The organism is Streptomyces sp. NPDC048441 (genome assembly GCF_043200235.1).
GTDB lineage: Bacteria > Actinomycetota > Actinomycetes > Streptomycetales > Streptomycetaceae > Streptomyces.
On record NZ_JBICXM010000007.1, the window covers coordinates 428,340 to 454,495 of the forward strand.

A 26,156-nucleotide genomic window follows, 5' to 3' on the forward strand; every position below is an offset into this window, starting at 1 on the left:
AAGAATCCCTGCCGGTGCCGCCCTCGTCCAAGCCTTCGCTCTCAGGTGTTGGCACACTTCCTGATGTGCCCCACACCCTGCTGCTCGCCGAAGACGACCGAGCCATCCGTCAGGCCCTCCAGCGCGCCCTGACCTTGGAGGGCTACGACGTGACTGCCGTCGACGACGGCGTCCAGGCACTGGCCCAGGGCCATCTGCTCTGCCCCGATGTGCTGGTCCTCGACGTGATGATGCCGGGCATCGACGGCCTACAGGTGTGCCGGGTGCTGCGCGCGGAGGGCGACCGTACGCCGATCCTGATGCTCACCGCCCGGGTGGAGACCGCGGACCGGATCGCTGGCCTGGACGCCGGCGCCGACGACTATGTGGCCAAGCCCTTCGACGTCGAGGAGGTCTTCGCCCGGCTACGGGCTCTGCTGCGCCGGGCGGACCATCGGCCGGACGGCGAGGCGTCGGCCGGGAACCCCCTCGTGGTGGCGGATCTGCGGATCGACGGGCGGGCGCGGCGGGCCTGGCGAGGGGAGCGCGAACTGGAGCTGACCCGTACCGAGTTCGACCTGCTTGAACTCCTCGCCCGCAACAGCGGCATCGTCCTGGACCATCCGACGATCTACGACCGGATCTGGGGCTACGACTTCGGACTCGGGTCCAAGAATCTCGCCGTGTACGTCGGCTATCTGCGCCGCAAGCTCGACACCCCGGACACACCCGCCTTGATCCACACCGTGCGGGGCGTCGGCTACGTCCTGAGAGAAGCGTGAGGTGCGCGTCATTCCCTCCAGTCTGCGCACCACGTTCGCAGTTCTGTTCGCCGCCGTGGCCGTGACAGTGACGGTGACGGTGGGCTTCCTCAGCTATGACGCGGCCGCCCACCTGGTACGGGTGGACGAGCAGGAGGTGTTCGACGAGGTCGTCCATGACCTGCGATCCCAGGTCGACCAGCGGAAACTGACCGTGGACGACTACACGTCCGGGGACCCGGATCACGACGGCCTACGGGATGACCTCACCCGCAGCACCCGCACCGACGTGCAGGTCCTCGACCCCACGGGCAAGATCGCCGACCGTGGCAGCCCGCCCCTCCCGGTGCGGGCCGCCGACCGGCGGATCGCTTCCTCGCGGGAGGCGGGGTCCGTGGCCCGCAGGAGCATCGGCCTCGGGGACGGCCAGTACCGCCTTGCGACCGTCTCGCTGGGCGGCGGACGCGGCGCCGTCCAGGTCGCGCAGGAATTCAGCGACACCGAAGACCTCTTGGAGGAGTTGCAGCGGCGCACCGCGCTGCTCGCCGCGGGGGTGATCGGGGCCGCGGGGCTCGCGGGCTGGTGGCTGGCCCGCCGGATCACCGGGCGGCTCGTGCGGTTGACCGCCGCCGCGCAGAGCGTGGCCGAGACCGGCAACCTCCATGCCGAGGTGCCCGTGGCGGGGCGGGACGAGGTGGCCCGCCTCGGCCACTCCTTCGACCGAATGCTCGACCGTCTCGCCCAGTCGGTGGAGGACCAGCGCCGCCTGGTCCAGGATGCCGGGCACGAGCTGCGTACGCCGCTGACTTCGCTGCGTACGAACATCGCGCTCCTCACCCGTATCGATGAACTACCCGCCACGGCACGGGAGGAGTTGATCGCCGACCTGTCCGGGGAGGCACGCGAACTCACCGAACTCGTCAACGAGCTGGTGCAGTTGGCCGCAGGGGCCCAGGACGACGAACCGTCGGGGGAGGTCGACCTCGCCGAGATCGCCGAGGACGTCGCGGCGATCGCCCGTCGGCGTACCGCGCGCACCATCACTGTCGAGGCGGACAGCACGCTGGTCGTGGGACGTCCGGGCGCGCTGCAGCGGGCGGTGTCCAATCTGGTGGACAACGCCGTCAAGTTCGACCCCGGTGGCAGCGACCCCGTCGAGATCACCGTCGCTCACGGCCGCATCACGGTCCTCGACCGGGGCCCCGGCCTCACCACAGAGGAACGAAGCCGCGTCTTCGACCGCTTCTACCGCGCCCCGGCCGCCCGTGGCCTGCCCGGATCCGGCCTCGGCCTGTCCATCGTGCGCAAGGTGGCGGACGCGCACGGCGGTTCGGTCTTCGCCGAAGAGCGCCCAGGCGGCGGCGCGGCCATCGGGTTCACCGTTGCCCCGGTCGCTCAACGGGACTCCTCGCCCTGAGCGACCTCCACTTCATGGTGGAAGGTGATGGCTCCGATGGCCCCGGCGGTGACGGAGAGGGCCGCGCAGCAGGCGATGAGGAGGGCGATCCAGCGGGCGGCGCGTGGACGGGGGGCGGGGGTGAGCAGGGCGGCGACGCGCTGAGGGACGGGTCCCGAGGTGGCCGCGGGGACGAAGTCCGGGCGGGTGGAGTGGGCGGCGTGGCCGGCGAGGGCGGCCCTCGCGATGGCGCGGGCGGTCAGGCGCCGGTCGCCGGTGGCCCGTGCGGCGCATTCGTCGGCGGCGCGTTCGACCGCGAGGCGGATGGCGGTGCGGCTCTCGCGCAGGGCGGGGTGGCAGTGGGCGGTGAGTTCGGCCGCGGCGAGGATGTAGTGGTGGCGGCCCTGGTTGTGGGCACGCTCGTGGGCGAGGAGGGCGTCGCGTTCGGCGGCGTCGAGGCTGCGCAGCATCGCGGTGGTGACGACGATGCGGTTCGGGCGGCCGGGCAGGGCGTACGCGTCGGGGTGCGGCGAATCGATGACGCACAGGTCACCGGCCGTGGGGCGGTGGTCGGCCGCACGGGTCGCCGAGCGGAAGGCGCGCAGCTGACGCAGGGCCCAGCGGGTCAGGGTCCAGGCGCTGATGGCGAGTGCCCCCATGGCGGCGGCGGCCACCGGCAGGACGAGAAGGCTCGAGGGGGTGTGCAGGGGGTGGATGAGTTCGCCGAGGGCGGCGAGGCCGGGGAGGGTGAGCAGTCCGGCGATCACGAGGGTACCGAGGGCGATGACCGACGTCCCGGCCAGGGCGAGGGAGCTCGCGGTGAGCACGCACAGGGCGGGGGCCGGGGCGAGGCGCCGCGCGGCGTGCCGGGGCAGCTGTGCCGCCGCGAACGGCAGCAGGAGCGGGACCAGGAGCAGAAGCAGCGGGGTCACGGGTTGTCGCCCTCGAGGAGCTGACGCAGCAACTGCTCGTCGTCGGGCGCGAGCTGGTCGACGAAGCGGGCCAGAACCGATTCGCGGTCGTCGTCCCGGTCCAGCTCCGTGTGCATGCGCCGCGCGGTCAGGCCCGGTGCGTCCTGCACCGGGAAGTACGCGAAGCCACGCCCCTGACGATCACGTCCGACGACACCCTTCTCGTACAGCCGCGTCAGGATCGTCGTCACCGTGGTGCGCGCCAGATCACCCGCGAGGTCGGCTTGCACCTGCCCGGGAGTGAGCGGGCCTTCGGCGGCCCACAGGGCGGCCATGACAGCGGCTTCCAGCTCGCCGGCCGGGCGGCGTTCATCGTTGGTACTGGAGTTGGTCATGGAACTTTCCTCACCCCGCCATCGTCTACAGTCAAGTAGACCGTCTACAGGATTGTAGTCAGACGCCGGGTGCTCGTACATGCGCCCGGCCGGTCACGACCAAGAAGCGAGGGCTCACGGCGATGACCACAGCCATACACCTATCGTCGCAGCTCGCCGCCTTCGACGGGGCGTCCGTCGACGGTTCCGCGTATACCGATGTCGTACGCCTGGCCGAGCGCGCGCCCGGCTGGCTGGATGCGGCGGTCGCGTTCTGGTCGACGTACGGGATGCTGCTGTTCGCCGTGCTCATGGCCCTCGGCTGGTGGCGGGCTCGCCAGGTGAGCGCCGAGGCCGCGCTGACGGCGCTGGCCGCTCCGGTGCTCGTGGTCGTGTCCTTCGCCGTGGACTCCCTCGTGAAGTCGGCGGTGCGCGAGAGCCGTCCCTGCCAGAGCCTGCACCTGGCCACCGTGGAAGCGTGTCCGGCGCCGGGCGACTGGTCCTTCCCGAGCAATCACGCCGCGCTCGCCGCGGCAGCCGCGGTGGCGCTGTGGTGCGTCTCGCGCGGGCTCGGCGCCATCGCCACCGTCGCCGCACTGGCCATGGCGGCCTCCCGGGTGTGGGTGGGGGCGCACTACCCGCACGACGCCCTGGCGGGGGTCGCCGTCGGGGCGCTGGTCGCCCTGGCAGGCATGTTCGTGCTGCGGCGGCTGTCCCTTGCCCCCCGGCTTGTCGCCTCGCGGCTACGCCCGCTACTGCTCGCCGCGTCATGAACCGCCGGGACGTCGCGGATCTGGCCGGCAGTGTCGGCCTCGGCGCCTGGGCAGCCTTCGGCGTGCTCAACATGATCGTGATCGGCCGCGACGGTACTCCCCTGGCCCAGGACGACCAGGTCCTTGCCTGGTCCCTGCACCACCGCCCCGACGAGGTGGTGGCACTCGCCCGTGGCGTGACCGCCACCGGGACAGGGATCATTCCGTACGCCCTTGTCGTGCTGGCGGGAGTTCTCGCGGGGCGCACGGTGCGGCAGCGGGTCGCCGCCGCCGCTCTCGCTCTGGTCTGCCTCGCCGCCGGACAAGCTGTGCGCTACGGCCTGATGGCCGCCGTCCAGCGGCCACGCCCGCCGCACGCCGACTGGGCGACTCACGCCTCGGGGTGGTCCTTCCCCTCCGGCCACGCCACCACGGCCGCCCTCACCGCGGGCATCCTCATCCTCGCCGTACGCGTACGCGCGCCGCGCGGCCGCAATCTTCTGACCGGCGTGATCGTGGCCTGGGGGCTCCTTGCCGGGCTGACCCGCGCCCTTCTCGCCGTGCACTGGAGCACGGATGTCCTCGGCGGCTGGCTGTTCGCCATCGGCTGGGGCGGGCTGTTCCTGTGCGCCGCATCCTGGTGGCTGCCCCAGCGGTTCACCCCCTGTAGAGCGAGCGCGTCGACCTGTGGAGCGAACGAGTCGACCGAGCCGGTGGAGGACCATGCGTCACAAGATCCTGGTCGTTGAGGACGATCACGCGCTGCGCGATGTGCTGCTGCGCGGCCTGCGCGACGAGGACTTCGATCCGCTGCCCGCCCCGGACGGCGCCACCGCGCTGCGCCTGGCCTCCGGTGATCTCGCTGCCGCCGTGCTGGACGTCGGGCTGCCCGACGCGGACGGCCGCGACGTGTGCCAGGCCATGCGGGCGAACGGACTCACCTTCCCTGTACTTTTCCTGACGGCTCATCATCGACTGACCGACCGTCTTTCCGGGTTCTCGGCGGGTGGTGACGACTACCTGCCCAAGCCGTTCCACCTCGCCGAACTCGCCGCCCGGCTCCGTGCCGTGCTCAGACGTGCCACCCCCGGGGACGCCACCCCCGGGGACGCCACCACCGGGGACGCCTTCCCCGGACACGCCACCGTGGCGCACGCCACCACCATCGGCGACCTGACACTGAACGCCGTCCGGCACCGCTGCACCGTCGGCGACACGGAACTCGCGCTGACACCCACCGAGTTCCGGATCCTGGCCGCGCTGATGGCGGGATCCGGGGACCTGGTGCGGCGCCGCGACCTGGTCAGAGCGGGCTGGCCGGAAGGCGCACGGGTCAACGACAACACCCTCGACCAGTACCTGACCCGGCTACGCCGCAAACTGCGCGACGCGGGAAGCAGCCGCACCATCGGCACGGCCCGCGGGATCGGCCACAGCCTGTCATGATCGCGCCGCTGACCCGCCTCGTGCCCCGCACCCTGCGCGGCCGGCTGTCGCTCGTGGCGCTCACCAGCGCCGCGATCCTGATCACGGTACTCACCGTCGCCTTCAACATGGTGGCCCGTCAGCACCTCGAGCACCAGGCGGACGACGAACTGCGCACCCGGGCGGCCGCCGTCGCCACCACCGTCGACACCGGCGGCCCCGTCGTCGGCGTCCATGAAGGCGCCCATGACGAACTCCTCGACAGCAACGTATGGATCTACGGCGGCACCCGCCTGATCGAGCGCCCACCGAACACCACCGTGCACAGCCCGCTCAGCCGGGCCGCGCACGGGCTCGTCACCGGCGGCGGGCGGCGCTGCACCACCACCGGCGGGCCCAGGCCCGTGCACCTGTGCGCACTTCCGCTCCCGGGCCCGGCGAGCGGCGCGACCGTCGTCACCGCGCTCGACCTGGCCCCGTACCGAAGTTCGGCGGACACCCTGCTGTTCGGCTCGCTCGCGCTCGACGCGGTGATGCTCGCCTGCACCTACACGCTGACCCGCCTCGCCGTCGGCCGCGCGCTGCGCCCGGTCCGCGCCATGACCGACCAGGCCACCCAGGAGGGCGCCGTCACCTCCGGGGAACGTTTCGGCACGGCCCGCCTGCCTGCCGAACTCTCCCGCCTGGGCACCTCGTTGGACGCGCTCCTGGACCGCATCCGCGCACTCCTTCGCCACGAGCGGCAGCTCACCGCGGAGCTCTCCCACGAACTGCGCACCCCGCTCAGCCGGATCATCGCCGAACTGGACTGGTGGCGGGCCCACCCCCGCACGGCTGCCGACACCCGGGCCACCCACACGGTGATCTCGGACGCCGCCGCGTCCATGCACACCATCTGCGACACCCTCCTGCTCGACGCCCGCGAGGGCGTACCCACCGTTCCCGGCACGACCCTGACCCTGGCCGCGTTGCGTCATGCGGCCAGGCAACTGGACCCGCCCGCCCATCTGATGCTCGTCATCACCGCCCAGGACCCGCGACTTCGGACCGGGGTCAGCGCCGCCCTGCTCGAACGCATCGTCAGCCCGCTGCTCGCCAACTCCCTGCGCTACGCCCGCTCGCGCGTGACGGTGCACGCCCGTCATGACCCCGACGGCGTCCGCATCGACGTCACCGACGACGGCCCCGGCGTGCCGCCGCCGTACGCCGAGCAGCTCTTCGTCCCCGGCCGGCGCGCCGACCCCGGCGACGCACATGGCGGAGCGGGCCTCGGCCTGCCGCTGGCGCGGCGCCTGGCCCGCTCCGTGGGCGGGGAGGTGCGCTACGACGCCGCGCACACCCCGGGGGCGCGGTTCACCGTCCGGCTGCCTCCCGCGTGACCGGCATCCCGGCCCCGCGCTGTTCGCGCTCCGTGACGTCCTTGCGCGTCGTGGCCAGGAAGACGACGAGGCCGAGGATGACGGTCAGGAACAGGACGCTCGTCACCACCGTTCCCAGGCCGAGGCCACCGTCCCCGGCCGGCTGGGAGAGGTAGTCGCCCGCCGAAGCACCCAGCGGGCGAGTCAGGACGTACGCGATCCAGAAGCTCCATACCGCGTTCAGGCCGAGCGCGAAGTGCACCACCGCGACGGCGGCGATCGCCAGGACGAAAAGGACCGCCGAAAGCCAGTAGCCCACGGCCATCCGCTCGGCGACCAGGTCACCGGCCGCGGTGCCGAGCGCGAAGGTGAAAAGGACCGCGAGCCAGTAGAAGCACTCGCGGCGTACCGTGTCGATGCTGTGGATGGAGAGGGTCCGCTCGCTGCGGTACCAGAGCACGAACACGACGGCGAGGCACAGGGCGAACACCGCCGTGCTCGTCTCCAGCGGCACTCCCATGTTGTCGGTGAGGTTGTCGCTGACCAGCGTGCCGACGATGCTGATCAGGGCAACGGCCGTCCAGTAGACGCCCGCACGGTAGGCGTTCGTACGGAACTGGGCGACGAGCACGACCGCCAACAGGGCGCCCATGAGCAGCGATACGCCGCTCAGGCCGAGCCCCAGCTTCTCGTTGAGGAGGTCGGCCGCGGTCTCGCCGACCGTGGTGCACAGCACCTTGATGATCCAGAAGTACGCGGTGACTTCGGGGACCTTGTTCCAGCCGAGCCGGTGGCCGCGCGTCACCACCGCGTTCGCGCCGGTGACGGATGAGGTGTCGGAGATTTCGGATGTCATGGGGCCCGACGCTGCCACCGGGAACCTGAACGCATCCTGACTGCCGCGTGGCCCCGCCTGCGCAGCGCGCCCGCCGCACGCAGCATGAGGTGCATGACTACCCGTAGTGACCGGGCCACCCACATGTTGCGCCGACGACTGGGGCCGGCCGTGTGCTTCGCCTACCTCATCGCGCTGCTGCTGCCCGGCCCCGGGGTGTGGCTGCGCCACCCACATGCCGTGTCGCTCGGGGCCGGTCGGCAACTGCCCTTGCACACCACCACCTGCCTGCTGGCCCTGGTGCTCTTCTCGGCCGGACTCCAGGTACCGGTCCGGTCGTTGGGGCGGATGCTGCGCCGCCCCGCCATCCTGCTCGCCGGGATCGCCATGCACCTGGCGGCCCCCCTGCTGATCATCCCGCCCGTCGTGTTCCTGCTGCGCCACTCCCCGGATGCCGACGGCGGCAGCGGTCTGGTCACAGCGATGATCCTCGTCGTCGCGATGCCGGTGGCGGCCGGAGCCACCGTATGGACCGGCAAGGGGCAGGGCGACCAACCGACCATGGTGGGCCTGGTCCTGGCCTCCACACTGCTGAGCCCTCTCACGATCCCGCTCACCGTGGCGGTGCTCGCCCCGCTGCTCGGCGGCGGCTACGCGAAGACCCTGGCCGCGGCCGGGCAGAGCCTGCACGGCGGGTTCGCGCTCACCGCGGTGGTGCTGCCGTGCGCGGCGGGCCTGGGGTGCCGCCTCGTGGTGCCGGGGCGGTGGGCGGACCGGATCTCGGCCTCCGTCGTGCCCGCCGCGCTGGTGGGTTCGCTACTGCTGACGTACGTCAACGCGAGCGGCGCGCTGGGCTCGTTCCTGGCCCGCCCCCGCCCGCTGCTTTTCGTGGCCGCCGTCACGGTGGCCGCGCTGGTCTGCGCGTTCTCGTTCGCGCTCGGCCGCCTCACCGCCCGCGCCCTGCGCCTGGAAGCGCCGGTGGCCTCCTCGCTCACGCTCGCCTGCGGAATGAACAACAGCAGCGCGAGCGCCGTCCTCCTGACCACCGCACTCCCCGACAAGCCGCACCTGCTCCTGCCGGTCCTGGCCTACGGACTGCTACAGAAAACGGCCGCGAACCGAGTGGTGCGTCTGCGAGTCCGGCCCGGACCCTGCGCCGGTACGTCGTGACGGGAGGCTGACCCCTGCCCTACCGGCCCGTCTTTCCGGCCTCAGCCTGCGTGCAGGATCCGAAAGCGTTCGGGTTCCGCCGGATCTCGGTCGACGACTTGGACAGGCGTCCGAGCCCATTGCCAGACGCTGATACCCGGCGTGCGAGAGAACTCGATCTTCCCGCGGGTGCCTTCGACCGCGACGCTCGGCCAGGATTCGGCGATGCGCGCCCGGTCCGTGCCGTGAGAACGCAGCACATCGGCGAGGACGGTGATCGTGTCGTAGCCCTCGAAGGCGACGAAGGACGGCGCTGCGGCCAGCCGCTCACGCAGCGCCGCCTCGACGCGTGCGCCGAGTGGGCTCAGGCGCTCGGGCAGGTAGCGCAGGAACGGGATCGCGGCGCCGTCGTCGCCCAGCAGCGTCGCCCATTCGGCGAACTCCGGTTGCCCGGCCGGGGCACCGATCAGTGTGTCGGCGAGGCGTTGGTCGCCGCGGACGGACTTGACGATCGGCACTGCCGGTTCGGGGTGGCCGACCAGGAGGAGGAGGGCTGTCGCGCGCTGGTAGACGAGTTCCTCGCACACGGCCGCGGGGTCGAGCGTGCTCATGTCGAGTTCGATGACGGTGCCACCGCGTGGAGAGAGGTGGTCCCGCAGAATGCGGGTCCCGGCTGCCCAGTAGACAGTCGGCTGGGCCGCTACGGCGATCCGGCTGTAGCCCGCACGGAGGAGGAAGTCCGCGTAGAGCTGCCAGCCGCGGCTCTGCGGCGGGGCGAGGCGCGCGACCGAGTCCGTCGGCTGTTCGGTGAGCGCGTCGAGAACCGCTGACGAGCAGAGGAACGGCAGACCGAGGGCATCGGCCCTGGTGGCGGCGGCGCGAGCGACGACGCTGTGATACTCCCCCGCCACGGCGGCCACGCCCAGGCGAGCCAACTCGTCCACGGCCGCCTCGGCCCTGTGCGGATCAGCCGCGGTGTCCCGGACCAGCAGCTCGAGCGGCCGTCCGGCGATCCCGCCGCCGTCATTCACTTCGCGTACGGCCAACTCGAGTCCGGCGAGCAGGTGTTGGCCTGCCTCGACCCAGCCAGGCCGGGTCAGTGGAACGAGAGCGCCGATCCGGACGGATGAACCGTCCGGCCGTTCCGATCCAGATGGCGATGGTGGCGTACTCATGTGTTGGCGTCTCCCGTGTGGCGATTCGGCCGGATGTTGCCCGGATCGCCGATCGGCCAGGCCCGGTGCTGCGCACGGCACGTGAGCAGAACATGAGCAAGACGTGAGCTGGACGTAAGTGGGACGTGAGCGACGGGCTCCAGCCTGGTGAACAGTACATGTGGCGCCGCCGAGCCTCTGGGCCACCGTGAAAGCAGGAGGGGCTTTAGCCGTGCAGCAGACTCTCGTGAGCGATCCTACGACTCAGCGTGTGTCGGTGACGATTCACGCAGCGGACCCGATTTCCCGGGCCGGAGTGCTGAGTCAGCTCCGTCAGTTCCCGGAGATCGCGTTGGCGGACGACGACACCCCCCAGCAGGACGGCGGGCAAGTCGCCCTGCTCCTCTCCTGCACCGTGGACAAAACAGTTCTGCTGAGCCTGCGCAGGCTCGTCCTCGCCGGGGACGTCCGGGCGGTCCTGGTGGTGGACCGGATGCGGGAGGCCGACCTGCTGGATGTCGCCGGGTGCGGCGTCACCTCGATCGTATGGCGGCGAGAGGCCACACCGGCGCGGCTCCTTCGGGCCATTCTCGCGACCCACCGAGGCAACGGTGACCTTCCGGCCGATCTGTTGGGCACCCTCATCACCAGGGTGGGGCGGCTCCAGAACAGCTCGCCGGGTCCGGCCGGCCATGCCCCGGTGGGGATGGCGCCGCGGGAGGTGGACATCCTCCGGTTGGTGGCAGAGGGTCTTGGCACCGGGGAGATCGCGGTCAAGCTCGCGTACTCCGAACGAACAGTGAAGAATGTCCTGCACAATCTGACCTCTCGTCTCCAACTGCGCAACCGGGCCCATGCGGTGGCCTACGCGGTGCGCGCGGGCTACATCTGACGACCCTGCGCGAACAGCGCGGACAATGGCGGACACCGGCGGACAGCCCGGCTCAGCTGATGTTGGAGAGGTGGATGAAGACTTCCAAGACGCTGATGCAGGTGGTCGCTCACCCGGACGACGACCTGTACTTCATGAATCCCGAGGTAGTGGCCACGCTCCGCGCGGGCCACCGAGTGGTGACGGTGTACATCACGGCCGGAGAGTCCGACGGCCGCAACAACGTACCCGGCGCCGACACACTCGCCGAACCCGACCAACCGGCTTACGCCAGCGCCCGTATGCAGGGACTGCGCCAGGCGTACGGCTGGATGTCGGCCGGGGAGCCGGGCGCCCGCTGGTCGCGCTCGACCCTGGAGATGCCGAACGGGGCGTGGGGTGAGACAGCACAATTCGGTGCGCACGTCACGCTCGTGCACTTGGGCCTGCGGGAAGAGGCGCTCCCGGACACGCCGTACGTAGGCCTCGCCGGACTGTGGCACGGACCGGGTGGCACGGCGACGACCCTCCGCACACCGGGCAGCCCCGTGGCAGAGGAATCCGCCTATACCCGCAGTGAGTTGATCGACGCCATCGCATGGCTCCTGGAGCGCTATCGGCCCGGGGCCGTCCACTGTCTCGATCCGTTCCCCGATCATCAGAACCACGATGCCCCGAACCGGCGCCATTTCGACCAGCCCGGCTTCTCCGACCACCGGGACCACACCGTCGCCGCGAAGTTCGCCCTGGCCGCGCTCTCCCGGAACGACGCCTGGACACGGGGGCGTTCCTTCGTCCAGGCCTACCGCGGCTATTACAACGCGCGCTGGCCCGCCAATCTGAGTGCGGCTCAACTCGACGCCAAGGTCGCAGCGTTGGACGTCTACGGAGGTCTCGCCACTTCGGACTGCGGCAACCCAGGCGGCTGCGGGGACTACGGGGTGGGGCAGGGCCGGTCCCGGATGACGGGATGGGCCCATAGCGTCACCCCTCGGTGGGACGGCGCCGGTCCGGCTCTGACGACGGACGCCGACGGCAGGGTCGCCGCGTTCTGGGTCCTGGGCGGCACTGTGGTCATGTCGCAGCAGGAGAAGGCGGACGGCCGGGCTTGGAGCGGCCTCCGGCAGGTGGGCGGGCACGGACTGCTGCCGGTCCTCGCGGTGGCCACCGGCCCTGATGGCAGCCGCCGGATCCATGGGGCGCGGGTGGCGGAGCCATCGGCCGGGGTCGGCGAGGACGCCTTGGAGACCGGGCTCATCGAGCAGTCGCCCCAAGGGGAGTTCCGCGCCTGGCGCAGCCTGGGGAACCCCGGCCCTGGCAGCCGGCTCGGTCTGCCCGCGACGGCCGTTGACGGCAGGGGCGACCAATTCGTCTTCGCCCGGCAGGAGGATCTGTCGGTAGCCGTGAGAGCGAGCACGGGGAGTTCGAGCACGGGGAGTTCGAGTACGAAGGGCGGGAGTTCGAGTACGAGTGGGCAACCGACGCGCTGGACCAAGCTCGCCGAATCGGACGTCAGGGAATCGCTCGCCGCGGTCACCGATGTCCGGGGCATGGTCCACCTCTTCGGTTCGGGGCGGCACGGGCTCCGGCACTGGGCACAGTCCGCGCCGGGCACTCTCCCCGTCGGGCAGGACACCTCCGCACTGCCCGTCCCGGTGAGTCCGCCCGCAGCCGTGGTCACCGCGGACGGCACCTTGGTACTGGCGTATCGCTGTGCCGACGGCACTCCCTGCGTGTACCGACGGCTCGACGGCACCGGCTGGAGGCGTGTCGCCTTCCCGGGGCCGTCCGAGGGCGGTCTCGGGCCGGTCGCGCTCGCCGCGGGCGAAGGACACCAGGTGCTGCTCGTGCAGCGGACCGATCACGGCGCATTGCACGCGTGGGTGATGGATGTGTCGCGCGACAGCGGGGCCGTGCGGTGCGCCGTGCCGGATGTGTTCACCGTCGGTACCCCGTCGGCGGCCATGGACGGCTCCGGCCGATTCGTCGTGGCAGGGCTCGGGATCGACGGCTCATTGCTCGTCCTCACGGAAGCCGTCACCGAGACAGGGGCCGGATCACGGGTCTTCGAGCAGCTGACGACGACATCCGTCACGAGGGGATGACCTTTGAAGATCACGTTTCTGCTCACCTGGGCGGATGTGATGGGAGGCACGGAGCGGGCGGTGTTCACCCAGGCCGCACAGCTCGCCGCCACGCATGACGTCGGGATCGTCAGCGTTTTCAAGACCGCGGAGAGTCCCTTCTTCGCCATCGGCCCGCAGGTCGAGGTGCGCTATCTGGTGGACCGGAGCCGCGGCCCCGAGCGCCCGGTGTCCCCGACGGGTCTCAGCGCGGCCGAGTGCGCGGCCCTGGCCGCACTGCCCACCGAGTTCAGCGCCCCGGCCTGGGAAAGGGACATCTTCACGCGGCTCTCCGACGTGGAGCTCGGGCTCCTCCTCCCGGCCATCGATTGCGATGTGCTGGTCACTTCGACGCCCGCGCTCACATCGGCCGCCGTACGTCTGACAAGGCCCGAAGTTCTGACGGTGCATCATGAGCACCGTATGGCCGGGGTTCCGCCGCTGCCGTCCACACCCCTGCTCGACGCCCTTGTGACGGTCAACGAGCGCAGCCGGGCCCACTTCGAGGACACGCTCGGCGATGCCGCGCCGTTGCTTGCGACGATCCCCAACTCACTGCCTGTAGCGCACCGTCCGCGTTCGGCACTCACCGGAAAGACCGTGGTGATCGCGGGACGGCTCGCTGCCGAGAAGCGAGTCGACCACGCGATCCGGGCGTTCGCCAAGGCATCATCGGAGCACCCCGACTGGGTGCTCAGCATCTTCGGCGACGGCCCCGAGCGCGGTGCGCTCCATGCGCTGGCCGGGGAACTCGGCGTATCGGGCCGTGTGCGGTTCCACGGCAGCAGTCCGCACATGTCCCAGGAGTGGGCCAAGGCCGATATCGCCCTGCTGACCTCGCGCGCGGAATCATTCGGCCTTGTCATCCTGGAGGCCCTCGCCGCGGGGGTCCCCGTGGTGTCCTACGACTGCCCGAACGGCCCTGCCGAAATCATCCGGCACGGAGTGGACGGCTGCCTCGTGCCCCATGGTGACGTGGACGCGATGGCGGCCGTACTCGCCGGGCTGATGGGCGACAGAGCGGCTCTGCACACTCTTGGCGCGCACACGACCACCGGGGCCGAGCGGTTCTCCGCGGCCCGTGCGACCGAGCGCTGGGAGGCGCTCTTCGCCGAACTGGAGGCGCGGCGCGGCGACTTCGCCCGTCGCCGCCACCGGGCCGAACGACTGGCCTGCCGCCCGGCCCTCGACACGTCGGGCGCCTAGAGCCTGTCGGGTGGTGCGTAGGGCGCGCCCACGGGGCAACGTCCGTCGGACTCCCCCGGCACCTCCCGGAACACGGGAACGGAGCGGGCCTCCCGCAGATAGGGCACACCTTCCGTGTAGCCGGTTCCCGAGCGTGTTTCGCCGAGCATCCGCGCCGCGAGCCGGTAGTGGGTCTTCCGCCATTGGACCAGGGCGTTGGAGAACCCCTCCATCGCCTGCCCGACGATCCCGCGCGTCTCCGGGGAGAGCCGGCCGTCCACGCCCGCACTCCGGAACGCACTGTCGAGACTGGGCATGCCTTCGAGTACGTGTGCGCGGACCTCGGGCACGGAGTGGAAGGCGGCGGACTCCACACGGTCCTGGTCCGGATTCCGGCAGAGCGCTTCCACGGTCTTGTAGCCGCGGGACTGTATGGCGCTCGCACCCTCGGTGTAGCAGCGGAAAGCGTGGAACGCCTCGATGCTCATGGTCGCCAGGAGCGAGAACAGCGGGGCCGCCTCGCGCAGTCCGGTGGCCGCCGCGTCGATGCGTCCGGCCGCGACGACGGGCTGGTGGCTGTCGAGGCCTTCCACCGCGGCGGCCAGGTGCTCGGCAAGCAGCGCGAAGGCCGACTCGAAGCATTGGAGAACACGGATGAACAGGAACTCGTCGTGGACGGTGTAGGCGGGGAGCATGGTGAGTTCGAGGCGGCGCCTCTCTTCGGAGCGAGTGTCCCCTTGGACGGTGCGGCAGAGAGCGCGGGTCTGTTCCCGCAGGCCGTCCTGGATGGTCCGCGCGACCGTGCGGCCCGGATCTGCCAGGCCGAGCCGGGTGAGCGCCGGACCCGCCGCCCGTATCCCCAGGCGGCACCGCTTGGCCACGGTGCGCGGGTCGGGACGCATCAGCGGGAGCCGGGCGGTCCTGCCCTCTTCGGCGTCCAGCTCGAACTCGAGTATGTCGGCGACGAGTTGGACAGTGAGCCGGTCCCGCCGCAGGTCCGTGGGACCGACGAGCGGAGTGTCCGTGGGACCGACGGCCAGATCGTCCGCGGGGCCGAGGAGCAGGCCGAGCGCGAGATAGGTCTGGTAGTCGTAGCGGCCGTCCCACTTGTCGAGCGCCAGGTCCAGGAACCCCGTGAGCAGCTCTCGGTCCCGGGCCGCCCCGCGCAGTGTGGGCAGGTCCGCACGGAGCTCGGCGAGAGAGGCGAGCAGCTCCCGCTCCACGAAGTGCTTCCCCACGAGCTGGTACGCGTCGACGACGGAGGCGTAGGGGAAGACGCTCAGGTCGCCGCCCCACCGCCATTCCTCCAAGGCGCGCACCGTCCTCAACTCCCCGAGCCGACCTGGCGGAGCACCTCGTGGGCAAGCAGTTCCAGCTGGTCGATGTCGCTGAGGGTGTGGGTCCTGAGATAGATCCGGTTCGTGCCGGACTCGCCCAACTTCCCGATCTTGTCCACGACTTCGTCCGGAGTGCCCACGAGCCACTTGTCCCGCATCGATTCGGCGGTGCGTCCCGCGGGCCCGCGCCGGGCGATCTCCGCCGCGTCCCGCCCGCAGCACACGGCCTGGGACACGGCGAGGGCCAGGGAGTCCTCGCTGCGGCCCACATCGGCGCAGGCCCGGCGTACGCGGTCGAACGCCTCGGCGACCTGTCCGAAGCCCGGATAGGCCAGGCTGAACTCGTCGGCGTACCGCGCGGCCAGGCGAGGAGTGCGGCGGGTGCCGTACCCGCCGATGAGCAGGGGCGGGCGGGGACGCTGCAAGGGCTTGGGCAGTCCCGGTGAATCGGTCAGCGTGTAGTACTTGCCCGCGTGGTCGAAGGTCTCCCCTACGGGTGTCTCCCACAGACCGGTGATGATGGCGAGTTGCTCCTCGAACCGGTCGAACCGCTCGACCACGTCAGGGAAGGGGATGCCGTAGGCGGTGTGTTCCGGCTCGTACCAGCCCGCGCCGAGCCCGAACTCGATGCGCCCGCCGCTCATGTGGTCCGTCTGCGCGACGCTGATCGCCAGCGGCCCCGGCGCGCGGAACGTGGCGGCGGTCATCAGCGAGCCGAGCCGGATGGTGGAGGTCTCCCTGGCGAGGCCTGCCAGGGTGGTCCAGGTGTCGGTGGGCCCCGGCAGGCCGTCCCCGCCGCCTATGGGCGTGTAGTGGTCGGCGCGGAAGAAGCCCTCGAACCCGAGGTCTTCGGCCGCCTTCGCGACCCGCAGCACGTCGTCGTAGGTCGCGCCGAATTGCGGCTCGGTCAAGATGCACAGTCGCATGGGGGGTGCCTTTCGGTGGTACGGGTGGGTCAGCGGATCTTCGCGAGCCGGGCGTCCTCTTCGGGGTCGGCGATGCCGGTCCACCCGTAGACCGACAGGTCGGTGGGCATCGGCTCGGTGCGTGTGGTGGTGCTGTGCACCTCGACCGTGGTGTGCCGCTCGGCGGCCTGGAACGCCGCGTTCATCACGTCCACGACGTGGAGGGCCAGGCCCGGATCGGCCTTCGGGACACTGCCGGTGCGCAGCGCGAGGGCGAGGTCGGCGACGCCGATCCCGCGGTCGTACACATAGCCCGGCGGCGCGGGGAGTTCCTGTAGACCACCTCCGCCGGCACGGGCGACCTGGATGGGGCCGTCGAAGAGATTCGGGTCCGGCAGGACGAGCGACCCCGATGTGCCGTGCAGCTCAATGTGCGGTGAGGTCGCGGCCCAGGCGTCGAACGAGCAGACCAGGGTGGCGATCGCGCCCGACGCGAAGTCGAGGGAGGCGACTGTGACGGTGGGTACGGCGACCTCGATACGTTCACCCGCGCGGGGCCCGCGGCCGATGACACGCTCGCGGTCGCTGATCCGGTTCTGGGCGCTGACCGCGGTCACCGGGCCCATGAGGTGCACGAGCATGGACAGGTAGTACGGACCCATGTCGTGCAGCGGCCCGGCGCCAGGACGGTAGAAGAAGTCCGCGTCGGGGTGCCAGATCTCGGGCCCGGACCTGAGCATGGACGCATGAGCGTGGACCGGTGTGCCGATCTCACCCGCGGCGACGGCGGCGATCGCCGTCTGCGGACCGCGTCCGAGCACGGTGTCGGGCGCGCAGGCCAGGAGCAGCCCGGACTCGCGGGCGAGGGCGAGCAGCCGCCTCGCGTCCTCGGGGTCCGTGGCAAGGGGCTTCTCCACGTAGACGGACTTGCCCGCCCGCAGGGCCGCTTCCGTGGTCGCGGCATGTTCGGTGGGCGGCGTCAGATTGACGACGATCGCCACGTCGGGGTCGTCGAGCACCTCCTGCCAGGTGGACGGCTTGCCGAGGCCGAACTCCTGGACGCGCCGCTGGGCCCGTTCCGGGTCCAGATCGGCACAGTGGCGGACTTCCAGGATGCTGAAGTGGCGCAACATGCGCAGATACCGCGCGCTGACCGAGCCGCAGCCGAGGACGGCCACGCCGGTGGGCTGCTTCGGCTGTAGCCGTGAATCGATGAGGGTGTCTGTGTCGGTGTCGGTGGTCATGAGGGGTCACCTTCCGGTCGTGAGGCTGAGGCTGTGCTGGAGGTGTTCGCGAAGGGTCGGTAGGTGTTCCGGCGCGAGCAGCGTGTGGTGCGAGCCGGGGATCACCGTGTGGTGGAACGAGCCCGTGGTGTGCGCCCGCCAGGACGTCATGCCTGCCGGGACGGGGTTTCCGGCTGCCTCGAGGGTCGCCATGGGGCTCCCGATGACGCCCTGAGTGGTGTGTCCCACGGCAAGAGGAAGCAGCACATCGAGACGGTCGGCGACATCGGTGTGCTGCGCCCCCTCGATGAGTTGGGCGCGTTCCGCCGAGGGGGCCGGCGGGTTGAGCATCCGGTCGATCAGGACCAGCGCGGGACGGCGTCCGCGCCGCTCGAGGAGACGCGCGAGGTCGAACGCGACGGCGGCTCCCAGTGAGTAGCCGACGAGGGGCACCACCGTGTGGTCGGTGTGGAGCAGCAGTTCCTCGGCGAGGGCTTCGGCCACCTGGTGGAGCGTGGTCTCCACCGATCCGTCGGGCGTCAGGTAGTCGACTCCCCACGGGGCGTACGAGGTGGGCAGCTCGCCCACCAGATCCGTGAAGATGTACGGGATGCCCGCGGCGGGCGGCAGGAAGAAGACGGGCAGGGCGTCGTGTCGCGCCGGTCGCAGCGGTACTACGCGGGTGGCGCCGCGAGGGCGGCGCTCACGGAGGTGCCGGGTGAGCGCGTCGGCGGTCGGGTGGTCGTGCAGGGCCCGCAACGGGACGTCCCGGTCGAGCGCGCGTGACAGTGCGGAGACCGCCTTGAGCGCGAGGATGCTGTGCCCACCCGCGTCGAAGAAGTGCTCGTCGGGCCCGAGCAGCGGGTCGTCGAGGACCCCGCGCAGCGTATCGAGGACCAGGTCGGTGAGCCCCTGGTCCGGCCTCTCCCCGCCGGCCCCGCCTCGGTGCAGAAGGGCGAGCAGCGCCTGAGCGTCCAGTTTTCCGCTGGCGGAGAGGGGGATTTCGGGCACGGAGGTGATCAGGCGGGGCACCATCACGGCGGGCAGCGACCGCTTGAGATGGTCGCGGATCTCGGCCCGCTTCGGCACGGCCGCACCCGCCACGAACGCGGCGGGCTCGATGTCACCGCCCGGCGTACGGAAGGCGATGACGGCCGTGGACTCGACGTCCGGGTGGGCGGCGAGGACGCGTTCGATCTCGCCGAGCTCCACCCGGTGGCCCCGGATCTTGACCTGCCCGTCGCGCCGTCCGGCGAGGTGCAGGGCATCCGCTTCGTCCACCCAGCCGCGGTCACCCGTGCGCAGGACGCGCTCCGCCGGGCGCCCTGGACGCGGGCGGAAGCGCTCCTCGGTGAGCGCCTCGTCGCCGGTGTATCCCAACGCGACACAAGGCCCGGCGATACGGATCTCCCCCACGGCCCCTCGCGGGACAGGCCGGCCCGAGCCATCCGTGACCTGGACCTCGCTGTTCGTCAGGGACGTACCGATGGGCACGTCCTCGCGCGCGGGGTGGAATCCGCCCGTACCGCGCACGACCTGCGCGACGGAGTCGACACCGCTCTCGGTCAGTCCGTACACGTTGACGACGACGACGGACTCGGGAGCACCCAGCTCGTGGAAGCGGGCGACCGCGGCGGCCAGGAGTGGTTCGCCGCCGACGAGCAGACGGCGCAGCGGCAGGCGGTGCAGGGACGGTGCCGCGTGGGTGGTGAGCAGTTGGAGCAGGCTGGGCGTGCAGTCGGCGACGTCGACTCCGTGCTCGACGAGTTCGTCGCACAGCCGCACCGGGTCCCGCTTCACTTCGGGGTCGATCAGCACGAGCGTGTGCCCGCGCAGCAGCGCGCCGAAGATCTGCTGGACCGAGGCGTCGAAGGCGAGGGACGCGAGGAGCGCCACGCGCAGACCGTCGCCGAGGCCGTCGTAGACCGGGGCTGCGAGGGCGTCGACGAGGCTCGTCACGGCGCGCTCGGGGACCCGAACGCCCTTGGGCCCACCGGTCGATCCGGAGGTGTACAGGACGTAGGCGAGCGGTTGTCGGCTGTGGCCGTAGGAGGCGGAGCGGTCGGGGAACGGCCCTTCGAGCCGGTCGACGCGCGTGGCTCCCTCGCCGTCCGGGAGTACGAGGAACCGCGCGCCGCTGTCGCTCAGGATGTGCCGCACCCGGTCCTCGGGCAGCTCCGGATCGATGGGTACGTACGCGGCGCCGGCGTGGAGTACGCCAAGGAGTGCCGTGATGGCCTCCGGTGTCGTGGGCATCCGCAGGGCAACGCGGTCTCCGCGCACGACGCCGAGCCCCGTCAGGCGACCGGCGAACTCATCGGCACCTGCCGCGAGTTCGGCGTAGGTCCGCACGACGCCGTGATGGCGCAGCGCGGGTCGTCCAGGAGCGGCGGCCACGACATCCGCCAGGCGTCGGCGGATGCCGGGGCCCGGGTCCGCCGGTTCGGCCGAGCCCCAGGACGCGGGCCCGGCGGTGAGCGGAAGGTCGCCGAGCCGGGTCTCGGGCCGTTCACACACCGCGCGCAGGAAGTGCGGCAGCCACTCCCCCAGTGCCTCGGCGAGTGGCTGCGGGACCAGAGTGCTGTCGTACGCCAGGCGCACGTCGATGCCGTCCGGTGAAGTCCACGCGTCGAGGCGGAGAGCGAAGGGTTCCACGAGGGAGTCGAGCGACACCACACGGCTCAGCGGTCCGGCCGCGGCCACCATGTTCTGGTCCCGCCAGACGAACGCCAGCGGCAGCGAACGAGAGGTCTCCGGCCCCGACGGCAGGACGAAGTAGTCCTGGAAGGCGGCCGCTTTGCCGCGTTCCTCGGCAACCTCCCGGACCAGTGTCGCGAAGTCACGGTCGTGGTCACATGCGAGGAACAGCGGCAGGGTGCGCTCCAACAGTCCTGGTACGGCGCCGAGTTCATCCAGTTCACGGCCGTCGACGGTGTCGCCGAGCAGCAGTGAGTCGAGGTCGAACCAGCGCGCGAGGAGCGCTGACCACGCCGCGCACACGATGTCCGCGGGCGAGGCACCCAGCGCGGCGGCGCATCGGTGCAGGGCCTCCTGCTCGCGGTCGCCCCACGCGATGGGCGTGGCGGCGGGACTCAGCTCCGCGGGGGCCGATTCACGGCCCCAGGGAAGCGGCGGCACGGCGGCGCAGCCCTGCTCGGCACCGTCCCAGTGGGTCACACCGTCCGCTTCGCGGGCGGCCAGTGTCTCCCACGCCCAGGCCGCGAGGTCCGCCTGAGCGGGCCCTTCGTACGCGGCGGCGTCCCCGATCAGGGCCGCGGCGAGACGCGCCGCGGCGGTGGCGTCGAGCCGGTCGGCAGGGGCGCGGAGCTCGATCCGGTGCTCCCCGTCGGGACCGGACCGCAGCGCGCAGGTCACGACGCCCTCCCGCCAGGAGTCGGGGGCCAGTTCACGGTGTGCGCCGTCGGCTTGCAGGACTTCGTGACGGGCGACGGCCGACCGCAGCCGCTCGCGGATGTCGGCCGGGGCGATCGCCGCGTCGTGGGCGACGACGATCCGGGTCTCGGGCGTACGGGCACCCCAGACGTGGGTGAATCGCTGCTGGGTGGGCGAGGCGTGCATGGGGGTTCTGGCTCCTTCAGCTATCGCTGGGGCGTGCTTCGCACCGGCACGCCGGATTTACGCGTTCGGTCCTGGCGTGTGGCCGTGCGACATGGCGACCAGCACTTCGCGGCGTCCCCGGTAGGGCATACGGCCGTGGGCGGCCGACATGTTGTCCACGATCAGGACGTCGCCCCGTTGCCAGCGCACTGTGCGCAGCGTCGCGTTGTAGGCACGCCCGAGCTCCTCGATCACCGGGTCCTCGATCTCCTGCCCGTTGCCGTACAGCGTCCGGAAGGGCAGGTCGTCCGCGTCGCAGTGGTCGAGCAGTTCGGCCCGGAGGGCGGGGTCGAGGCTGCTGGGACTGAAGAAGTAGGCGTGGTTGAACCAGACTTCCCGCCCGGTGTGCGGATGGGTCCGCAGCGCGGGACGCCAGAAGGTCGTCCGCAGCCGGTCAGCGCCCCGCCATTCGTAGGCGATGTCATGGCTGCGGCAGTATTCCTCGACCTCATCGCGGTCGTGGGTGCCGAAGACCGTGGGCCACTCGAGGCCGAGGCCACCGCCGAAGTTGCGTACGTAGCGGACGCCTTCGTCACGGAACCTGGCGACGGTCCCGGGGCGCAGCCGCTGGGTGATCTCGGACAGGTCGGCCACGCTGGTCTCGCCGCCGGAGTCGGCCGGGCGTACGCAGCAGAACGTCAGGCGCAGGGGCCAGCTCTGCGCGTACGAGTGCTCGGTGTGCAGCTTGATCGGCTGGTCGGCGGGGTGTTCCGTCGAGGTGTAGAGGGACGGCGCCACTTCTTTGCGGTCGGAGGAGCGCTCTTCGTAAGGAAGTGGCGCGGAACCGAGCAGGTCGAGGACCTTGCGGAACCCCTCGGGTGAGTCGGCGCCGGTGTCGCGGTAGAGCACGAAGCCGCCGTGGTCGGCGAGGTTGTCGAGCAACTCCCGGTCGCTCTCCAGGCGTTCGGCGATGGACTGGCCGGGCTCGGGAAGCCGAGCCGGTACGTCAGCCGGGGCGGCCTCCCCGGAACCTCCGGACATCCGGCGCTTGAGCCGCGCGCGCCGGGCGGCCAGGGCGGTCGTCGCGTCACTGGCGGCGGGCGCCGCCGACAGCGCCGGGTCACGTCCGTCGACAGTGTCGGTCAGCAGCTTCGCGATGCGCGTGACGATGCCATCGGCCGAGCTCTCCGTATGAGCCGCGGTGTCGTAGAGCGCTTCGAGGCACAGGCCCTGCTCGTCCTCCGTGAACAACAGGTCCCAGCCGAACTTGCGCGCCACCGCCGTCCGTCGGGGCAGCCGTCGGCCGATGACGTCTCCCAGGGCCCACTCGGCGGGATCAGCCCGTACATCGGCGGCACGGTAGTCGAGTTCGACGGGGAAGGCCGCGCCCGGCACCCCGAGGTCGGCGAGCACGTCGGTGTACGGGCAGGTCCGCCGGTCAAGGCCCCAGTGAACGGTGTCCCGCACCCGGGTGACGATGTCGGCCATGGTGTGCGCGCCCTGGGTGGCGACCCTGTGCGGCAGCATGTTGAGGTGCATGCCGATCTGGTCGTCCAGGTCCGGCTCGCCCCGCAGGGACACGGGTGAGACGACGACGACGTCCTCCTGCCCGGATGCCTCGCGCAACGCGAAGGACACGACGGCGAGGACGACCGCGAACGGGCTCAGCTGCCGGCCGCGGGCGAAGTCGTGCAGCCTGTCGCGTTCCACGGTGGTGAAGCGGCGGGTGACGCAGCCACCGGCCGCCGGGTCGGCAGTGGCGCCGGGGGCGGTCGGGAACGTCACCCCGCGGGCACCGGACAGGCGCTCGCGCCACTCGGCCCGTTGTCGCACCGCCCTCTCGGAATGCGCCTGCGTGCCCTGCCGCGCGGCGACGGCCTCGTAGGCCAGGGCGGGCGGGCGCGGAAGCGCGGTTCCCCGGGTGCGGGCTTCGTACAGCGCCGCGAGGTCATCCAGCAGCAGTGCCATCGACCACCCCTCGCACACGATGTGGTGAGCGATGACGACGAGTGTCCTGGAGCGCTCCCCTTCGACGAGGACGACGCGCAGCAGGGGACCTGTCTCCAGCGAGAGCGGGGTGGCGCAGAGGGTGTCGATCACAGCCGTGCGCTCAGCGGGGGTCGCGGGCGCCGGGAGGATCTCCAGGGACGTCAGGGGCTCCGGGTGGACGCGTTGTACCGGCGTGCCCCGCTGGGAGGTGAAGGTCGTCCGTAGAGCCCCGTGCCGAAGCACGAGGTCGGACACCGCGGCGCGGAGACCGTCGACATCGAGGGCACCCGTCAGTTCGAAGCAGCGGGGGACGTTGTACGCGGCACCCGTCTCGCCACGAGCGCACGCCAGCCACACACCGAGTTGCCCCGGCGACAGCGGAAGCGGCCGGTCGGGGTCGTCACGGGGGATGGATTCCGGGGCGGCGAGCGCGGGAGCCGGGGCGGGCCGCTCGGAGACCTCGGCGCAGCGGGCCGCCAAAGCCCGTACCGTCGGCGCCTCGAAGAAGGCGGAGACAGCGACGGGTACACCCGCCTCCAGTTCAAGGCGGGACAGCATCCGCAGCGCCGTCAGGCTGGTGCCCCCAAGGCCGAAGAAGTTGTCGGTCACTCCGGCGGGAGGCTGCTCGAGAAGTTCCTGCCACAGGTCGAACAGGCGCTCCTCCCACGGCCCTCCGGGGCCCGTGGACTCGCCGTCGCCGTCGTCCTCGTCCGCCGCGAGACGGGCGAGGGCCTCCAGATCGGTCTTGCCACCGGCGGTTTCCGGCAGCCGCTCCATCAGCACGATGCGGTCCGGCAGCGCGTGGGCGGGCACGACCTTGGACAACTCGGCTACCAGCGCGCGCGAGTCCCGGAAGTCTTCCCCGGCCGCGACGAACGCGCGCAGGCGCCCCTGCGAGACGACGACGCCCGCGGCGTCGACACCGGGAAGGTCGAGGAACGCGGCCTCGATCTCCGCGGGTTCGACGCGGTGGCCGCCGATCTGCACCTGTCGGTCACGCCGACCGATCAGCTCCAGGCGCCCGTCGGCACACCACCGCCCGAGGTCGCCCGTACGGTAGCGGCGCACACCGGAGAGCCCGGCCACAGACTGTGCCAGCGGCGCGGCATCGGTGTGCAGGTAGCCCTGCGCCACGGCCGCTCCCTCCACGCAGATCTCGCCGACGGCGCCGATCGGCATCAGTTCGTCACCGGCGCCGAGCACGCGGATACAGGTGTTGGCGACGGGTGTGCCGATGGTGATCTCGCCGCCGAGCACGGCGTCACCGGCGCTGGTGCAGCAGGTCGTCTCCGTCGCGCCGTAGGAGTTGATCAGCCGCCGGCCCGCTCCGCACCATCGCCGCACCTCCGGCTCCCGCAAGGGCTCACCGCCGCTGATGACGGTGCCCGCGTCGGGCAGGTCATCGGGCGTCAGTGAGCGGAGCAGCGTGGGTACGAGAAAGGCGACCGTGACGCCGCTTCCGCGTACGTCAGCCGCGAAGTCGTCGGTCGAGTGCCGCATACGCCCCGGTACGACGGCGGCTCCCGCGACCAGTGCCGCTCCCGTGGCGAGCATGGTGACGTCGAAGGAGGGTGAGAACGGCTGAAGCACCCTGTCGTCCCGCGTCACACCGACGTACGCGCTCTGGTCCCGCAGCATGTTGGCGAGGCTTCCGTGGCCGACGAGTACGCCCTTGGGCCGGCCGGTCGAGCCGGAGGTGTACAGCAGATAAGCGGTGTCATCAGGCAGCACCTGCGGCAACTTCCCGCCCTGACCGGCACCGGCGGACGGGGTACCGATCGCGAGGGCGGGTATCCTGCACAGCGATGCCGGTGGCGGACCGTCGCCGGTGACCACGACACGCGCGTCGGCGTCCGCGCACAGCGCGCGGAGCCGCTCGTCGGGCCAGGTCGGGTCGAGCCACAGGAGCACTCCGCGGGCCTTCAGGACTCCGAGCATGGCCCGGATGCCGTCGATCCCGTTGTCCAGGGCGACGGCCACTACCTGTCCGGGTTGCAGCGCGTGGGCGGTGAGCAGCTCACGCGCTGTCCGGTCACTGTCGGCGTCGAGTCCGGCGTAGTCGATACGACGCTCACCGTCGATCACGGCGATGCGGTGCCCAAAGGCGCGGGCGCTCTCACGGAACAGGTCGACCAGGGACGTGCGCGTCCACTCGGGCATCGGCCGCCCGGTCCCGAAGCCGATGACCTGAGCACTCTCATCGTCACTCAGCAGGGCGATCCGCTCCAGGGGCGCATCGGGTTCGTCGAGGCCGAGCAGGAACCGGCCGATCGCCGAAGCGACGGCTTCCGGGTCGCGCCGGCCTCCCTGTCCCCCCTGACCTCCCTGACCTCCCTGCGCCCATACGCGCATCCGGCCATCGCCTGCGTAGCGGACGCCCAACTCGCCCTGCTCCGGCGGTTCTTCGGAGCTCGACACATCGGCGTACACGTCACACGCGTCGCCCCCGTCCGCATCCTGCGTCCCGCGACGCCCTCGCAGTGCGGCCGTCAGTTGCTCCTTGACGGCGCCCACGTGGGCGCGGAGGGAGGCGGTGCGGTCCACCGGCACGCGGAAGAACCGCGGCACGCCGTCCTGTCCCGGCACCGTGACGCGCACCGGCCGGTCTTCGCCCGTGCACGCCGTGTACCAGGTCAGAGCCGAAAGGAGGAGTGTCAGTTCACTCCACCGATCGTGCCGCGCGGCTCGGTCAAGGGCATCCAGCACCTGGGATTCCAGGCGGACTTCGGACTCTCGTATCTGCTGGTCGACGGAGTCTGCTTGTGACGGTCGGGGTCGGGAAAGTGCGCTGTGGATCAACGTGCCCTCCGGCGGGAGCGAATGGTGACATGGGGAACCGCGATGTGCGGAGGCGAATGGGTGGGGCGGGCG

19 protein-coding genes are annotated in these 26,156 nt (G+C 71.4%); 10 read left to right on the forward strand and 9 right to left on the reverse strand.

Annotated elements, in window-relative coordinates:
• Positions 1–65 precede the first annotated feature (65 nt).
• Both ACGFSB_RS20650 and ACGFSB_RS20655 read left to right on the forward strand, forming a co-directional pair.
• Positions 66–761 (forward strand): response regulator transcription factor, encoded by a 696-nt coding sequence (locus ACGFSB_RS20650; protein ID WP_393401068.1) that lies wholly within the window; start codon positions 66–68, stop codon positions 759–761.
• 1 nt (position 762) lies between these two features.
• On the forward strand, positions 763–2,157 hold the full coding sequence (locus ACGFSB_RS20655) for an ATP-binding protein (RefSeq protein ID WP_393401071.1): 1,395 nt from the start codon (positions 763–765) through the stop codon (positions 2,155–2,157).
• Here the strand turns inward: ACGFSB_RS20655 and ACGFSB_RS20660 are convergent.
• A complete protein-coding gene (locus ACGFSB_RS20660) occupies positions 2,136–3,068 on the reverse strand; it encodes a M56 family metallopeptidase (RefSeq protein WP_393401074.1) in 933 nt (310 codons plus the stop codon). The two genes, ACGFSB_RS20655 and ACGFSB_RS20660, sit on opposite strands and share 22 nt — an antisense overlap.
• Positions 3,065–3,442, reverse strand: coding sequence for a BlaI/MecI/CopY family transcriptional regulator (locus ACGFSB_RS20665; RefSeq protein ID WP_393401076.1), 378 nt, complete (start codon positions 3,440–3,442; stop codon positions 3,065–3,067). The genes ACGFSB_RS20660 and ACGFSB_RS20665 overlap by 4 nt, the downstream gene beginning before the upstream one ends.
• Positions 3,443–3,564: 122 nt before the next feature.
• Between ACGFSB_RS20665 and ACGFSB_RS20670 the strand changes: the two genes are divergently transcribed.
• From ACGFSB_RS20670 to ACGFSB_RS20685, 4 genes are read left to right on the forward strand one after another with little or no spacing between them, the layout of a single operon-like run.
• The gene (locus tag ACGFSB_RS20670; protein ID WP_393401078.1) at positions 3,565–4,194 is read left to right on the forward strand and encodes a phosphatase PAP2 family protein; all 630 of its coding nucleotides are present in this window, start codon (positions 3,565–3,567) and stop codon (positions 4,192–4,194) included.
• On the forward strand, positions 4,191–4,922 hold the full coding sequence (locus ACGFSB_RS20675) for a phosphatase PAP2 family protein (protein WP_393401080.1): 732 nt from the start codon (positions 4,191–4,193) through the stop codon (positions 4,920–4,922). The genes ACGFSB_RS20670 and ACGFSB_RS20675 overlap by 4 nt, the downstream gene beginning before the upstream one ends.
• Complete coding sequence (locus ACGFSB_RS20680) at positions 4,897–5,619, forward strand: response regulator transcription factor (RefSeq protein ID WP_393401083.1); 723 nt, start codon at positions 4,897–4,899, stop codon at positions 5,617–5,619. The genes ACGFSB_RS20675 and ACGFSB_RS20680 overlap by 26 nt, the downstream gene beginning before the upstream one ends.
• Complete coding sequence (locus ACGFSB_RS20685; RefSeq protein ID WP_393401086.1) at positions 5,616–6,977, forward strand: sensor histidine kinase; 1,362 nt, start codon at positions 5,616–5,618, stop codon at positions 6,975–6,977. Before ACGFSB_RS20680 ends, ACGFSB_RS20685 begins: the two co-directional genes overlap by 4 nt.
• On the opposite strand, the gene ACGFSB_RS20690 is transcribed toward ACGFSB_RS20685, so the two are convergent.
• Entirely contained in the window at positions 6,952–7,812 is an 861-nt protein-coding gene (locus ACGFSB_RS20690) for a hypothetical protein (protein ID WP_393401088.1), read from the reverse strand. The genes ACGFSB_RS20685 and ACGFSB_RS20690 overlap by 26 nt on opposite strands.
• Before the next feature lie 93 nt (positions 7,813–7,905).
• Between ACGFSB_RS20690 and ACGFSB_RS20695 the strand changes: the two genes are divergently transcribed.
• Entirely contained in the window at positions 7,906–8,961 is a 1,056-nt protein-coding gene (locus ACGFSB_RS20695; protein ID WP_393401091.1) for a sodium-dependent transporter, read from the forward strand.
• A 41-nt stretch (positions 8,962–9,002) separates the two neighbouring features.
• On the opposite strand, the gene ACGFSB_RS20700 is transcribed toward ACGFSB_RS20695, so the two are convergent.
• Positions 9,003–10,115: an ABC transporter substrate-binding protein gene (locus tag ACGFSB_RS20700; RefSeq protein WP_393401093.1), complete on the reverse strand. Its 1,113-nt coding sequence runs from the start codon at positions 10,113–10,115 to the stop codon at positions 9,003–9,005.
• A 256-nt stretch (positions 10,116–10,371) separates the two neighbouring features.
• Here ACGFSB_RS20700 and ACGFSB_RS20705 point away from each other — a divergent pair, with 256 nt between their 5' ends.
• The 3 genes from ACGFSB_RS20705 to ACGFSB_RS20715 all read left to right on the forward strand — a co-directional run bounded on the left by ACGFSB_RS20705 (position 10,372) and on the right by ACGFSB_RS20715 (position 14,294).
• Positions 10,372–10,986, forward strand: coding sequence for a response regulator transcription factor (locus ACGFSB_RS20705; protein WP_393401096.1), 615 nt, complete (start codon positions 10,372–10,374; stop codon positions 10,984–10,986).
• Between the two features lie 74 nt (positions 10,987–11,060).
• Positions 11,061–13,070, forward strand: coding sequence for a PIG-L family deacetylase (locus tag ACGFSB_RS20710; RefSeq protein ID WP_393401098.1), 2,010 nt, complete (start codon positions 11,061–11,063; stop codon positions 13,068–13,070).
• A gap of 3 nt (positions 13,071–13,073) precedes the next feature.
• Positions 13,074–14,294 carry a glycosyltransferase gene (locus tag ACGFSB_RS20715; RefSeq protein WP_393401100.1) on the forward strand — a complete coding sequence of 407 codons (1,221 nt, stop codon included), beginning with the start codon at positions 13,074–13,076 and terminating at the stop codon, positions 14,292–14,294.
• Here ACGFSB_RS20715 and ACGFSB_RS20720 read toward each other — a convergent pair.
• The 5 genes from ACGFSB_RS20720 to ACGFSB_RS20740 are packed head-to-tail and all read right to left on the reverse strand — an operon-like array spanning position 14,291 to position 25,991.
• The gene (locus ACGFSB_RS20720) at positions 14,291–15,592 is read right to left on the reverse strand and encodes a tryptophan 2,3-dioxygenase (protein ID WP_393401102.1); all 1,302 of its coding nucleotides are present in this window, start codon (positions 15,590–15,592) and stop codon (positions 14,291–14,293) included. The two genes, ACGFSB_RS20715 and ACGFSB_RS20720, sit on opposite strands and share 4 nt — an antisense overlap.
• Positions 15,593–15,597: 5 nt before the next feature.
• On the reverse strand, positions 15,598–16,536 hold the full coding sequence (locus tag ACGFSB_RS20725; RefSeq protein ID WP_393401105.1) for an LLM class F420-dependent oxidoreductase: 939 nt from the start codon (positions 16,534–16,536) through the stop codon (positions 15,598–15,600).
• 29 nt (positions 16,537–16,565) lie between these two features.
• Positions 16,566–17,759, reverse strand: a complete 1,194-nt coding sequence (locus tag ACGFSB_RS20730; RefSeq protein ID WP_393401108.1) for a Gfo/Idh/MocA family protein — start codon at positions 17,757–17,759, stop codon at positions 16,566–16,568.
• Positions 17,760–17,765: 6 nt separating this feature from the next.
• Entirely contained in the window at positions 17,766–21,317 is a 3,552-nt protein-coding gene (locus ACGFSB_RS20735; protein ID WP_393401111.1) for an amino acid adenylation domain-containing protein, read from the reverse strand.
• A gap of 57 nt (positions 21,318–21,374) precedes the next feature.
• Complete coding sequence (locus ACGFSB_RS20740; protein WP_393401114.1) at positions 21,375–25,991, reverse strand: AMP-binding protein; 4,617 nt, start codon at positions 25,989–25,991, stop codon at positions 21,375–21,377.
• Positions 25,992–26,156 lie beyond the last annotated feature (165 nt).

What these genes read in the sequence shown, in the direction of transcription:
- ACGFSB_RS20665 (WP_393401076.1), bottom strand. Translation starts at nt 3,442, where the DNA reads ATGACCAACTCCAGTACCAACGATGAACGCCGCCCGGCCGGCGAGCTG.
- ACGFSB_RS20670 (WP_393401078.1), top strand. Translation starts at nt 3,565, where the DNA reads ATGACCACAGCCATACACCTATCGTCGCAGCTCGCCGCCTTCGACGGG.
- ACGFSB_RS20675 (WP_393401080.1), top strand. Translation starts at nt 4,191, where the DNA reads ATGAACCGCCGGGACGTCGCGGATCTGGCCGGCAGTGTCGGCCTCGGC.
- ACGFSB_RS20680 (WP_393401083.1), top strand. Translation starts at nt 4,897, where the DNA reads ATGCGTCACAAGATCCTGGTCGTTGAGGACGATCACGCGCTGCGCGAT.
- ACGFSB_RS20685 (WP_393401086.1), top strand. Translation starts at nt 5,616, where the DNA reads ATGATCGCGCCGCTGACCCGCCTCGTGCCCCGCACCCTGCGCGGCCGG.
- ACGFSB_RS20690 (WP_393401088.1), bottom strand. Translation starts at nt 7,812, where the DNA reads ATGACATCCGAAATCTCCGACACCTCATCCGTCACCGGCGCGAACGCG.
- ACGFSB_RS20695 (WP_393401091.1), top strand. Translation starts at nt 7,906, where the DNA reads ATGACTACCCGTAGTGACCGGGCCACCCACATGTTGCGCCGACGACTG.
- ACGFSB_RS20700 (WP_393401093.1), bottom strand. Translation starts at nt 10,115, where the DNA reads ATGAGTACGCCACCATCGCCATCTGGATCGGAACGGCCGGACGGTTCA.
- ACGFSB_RS20710 (WP_393401098.1), top strand. Translation starts at nt 11,061, where the DNA reads ATGAAGACTTCCAAGACGCTGATGCAGGTGGTCGCTCACCCGGACGAC.
- ACGFSB_RS20725 (WP_393401105.1), bottom strand. Translation starts at nt 16,536, where the DNA reads ATGCGACTGTGCATCTTGACCGAGCCGCAATTCGGCGCGACCTACGAC.
- ACGFSB_RS20730 (WP_393401108.1), bottom strand. Translation starts at nt 17,759, where the DNA reads ATGACCACCGACACCGACACAGACACCCTCATCGATTCACGGCTACAG.
- ACGFSB_RS20735 (WP_393401111.1), bottom strand. Translation starts at nt 21,317, where the DNA reads ATGCACGCCTCGCCCACCCAGCAGCGATTCACCCACGTCTGGGGTGCC.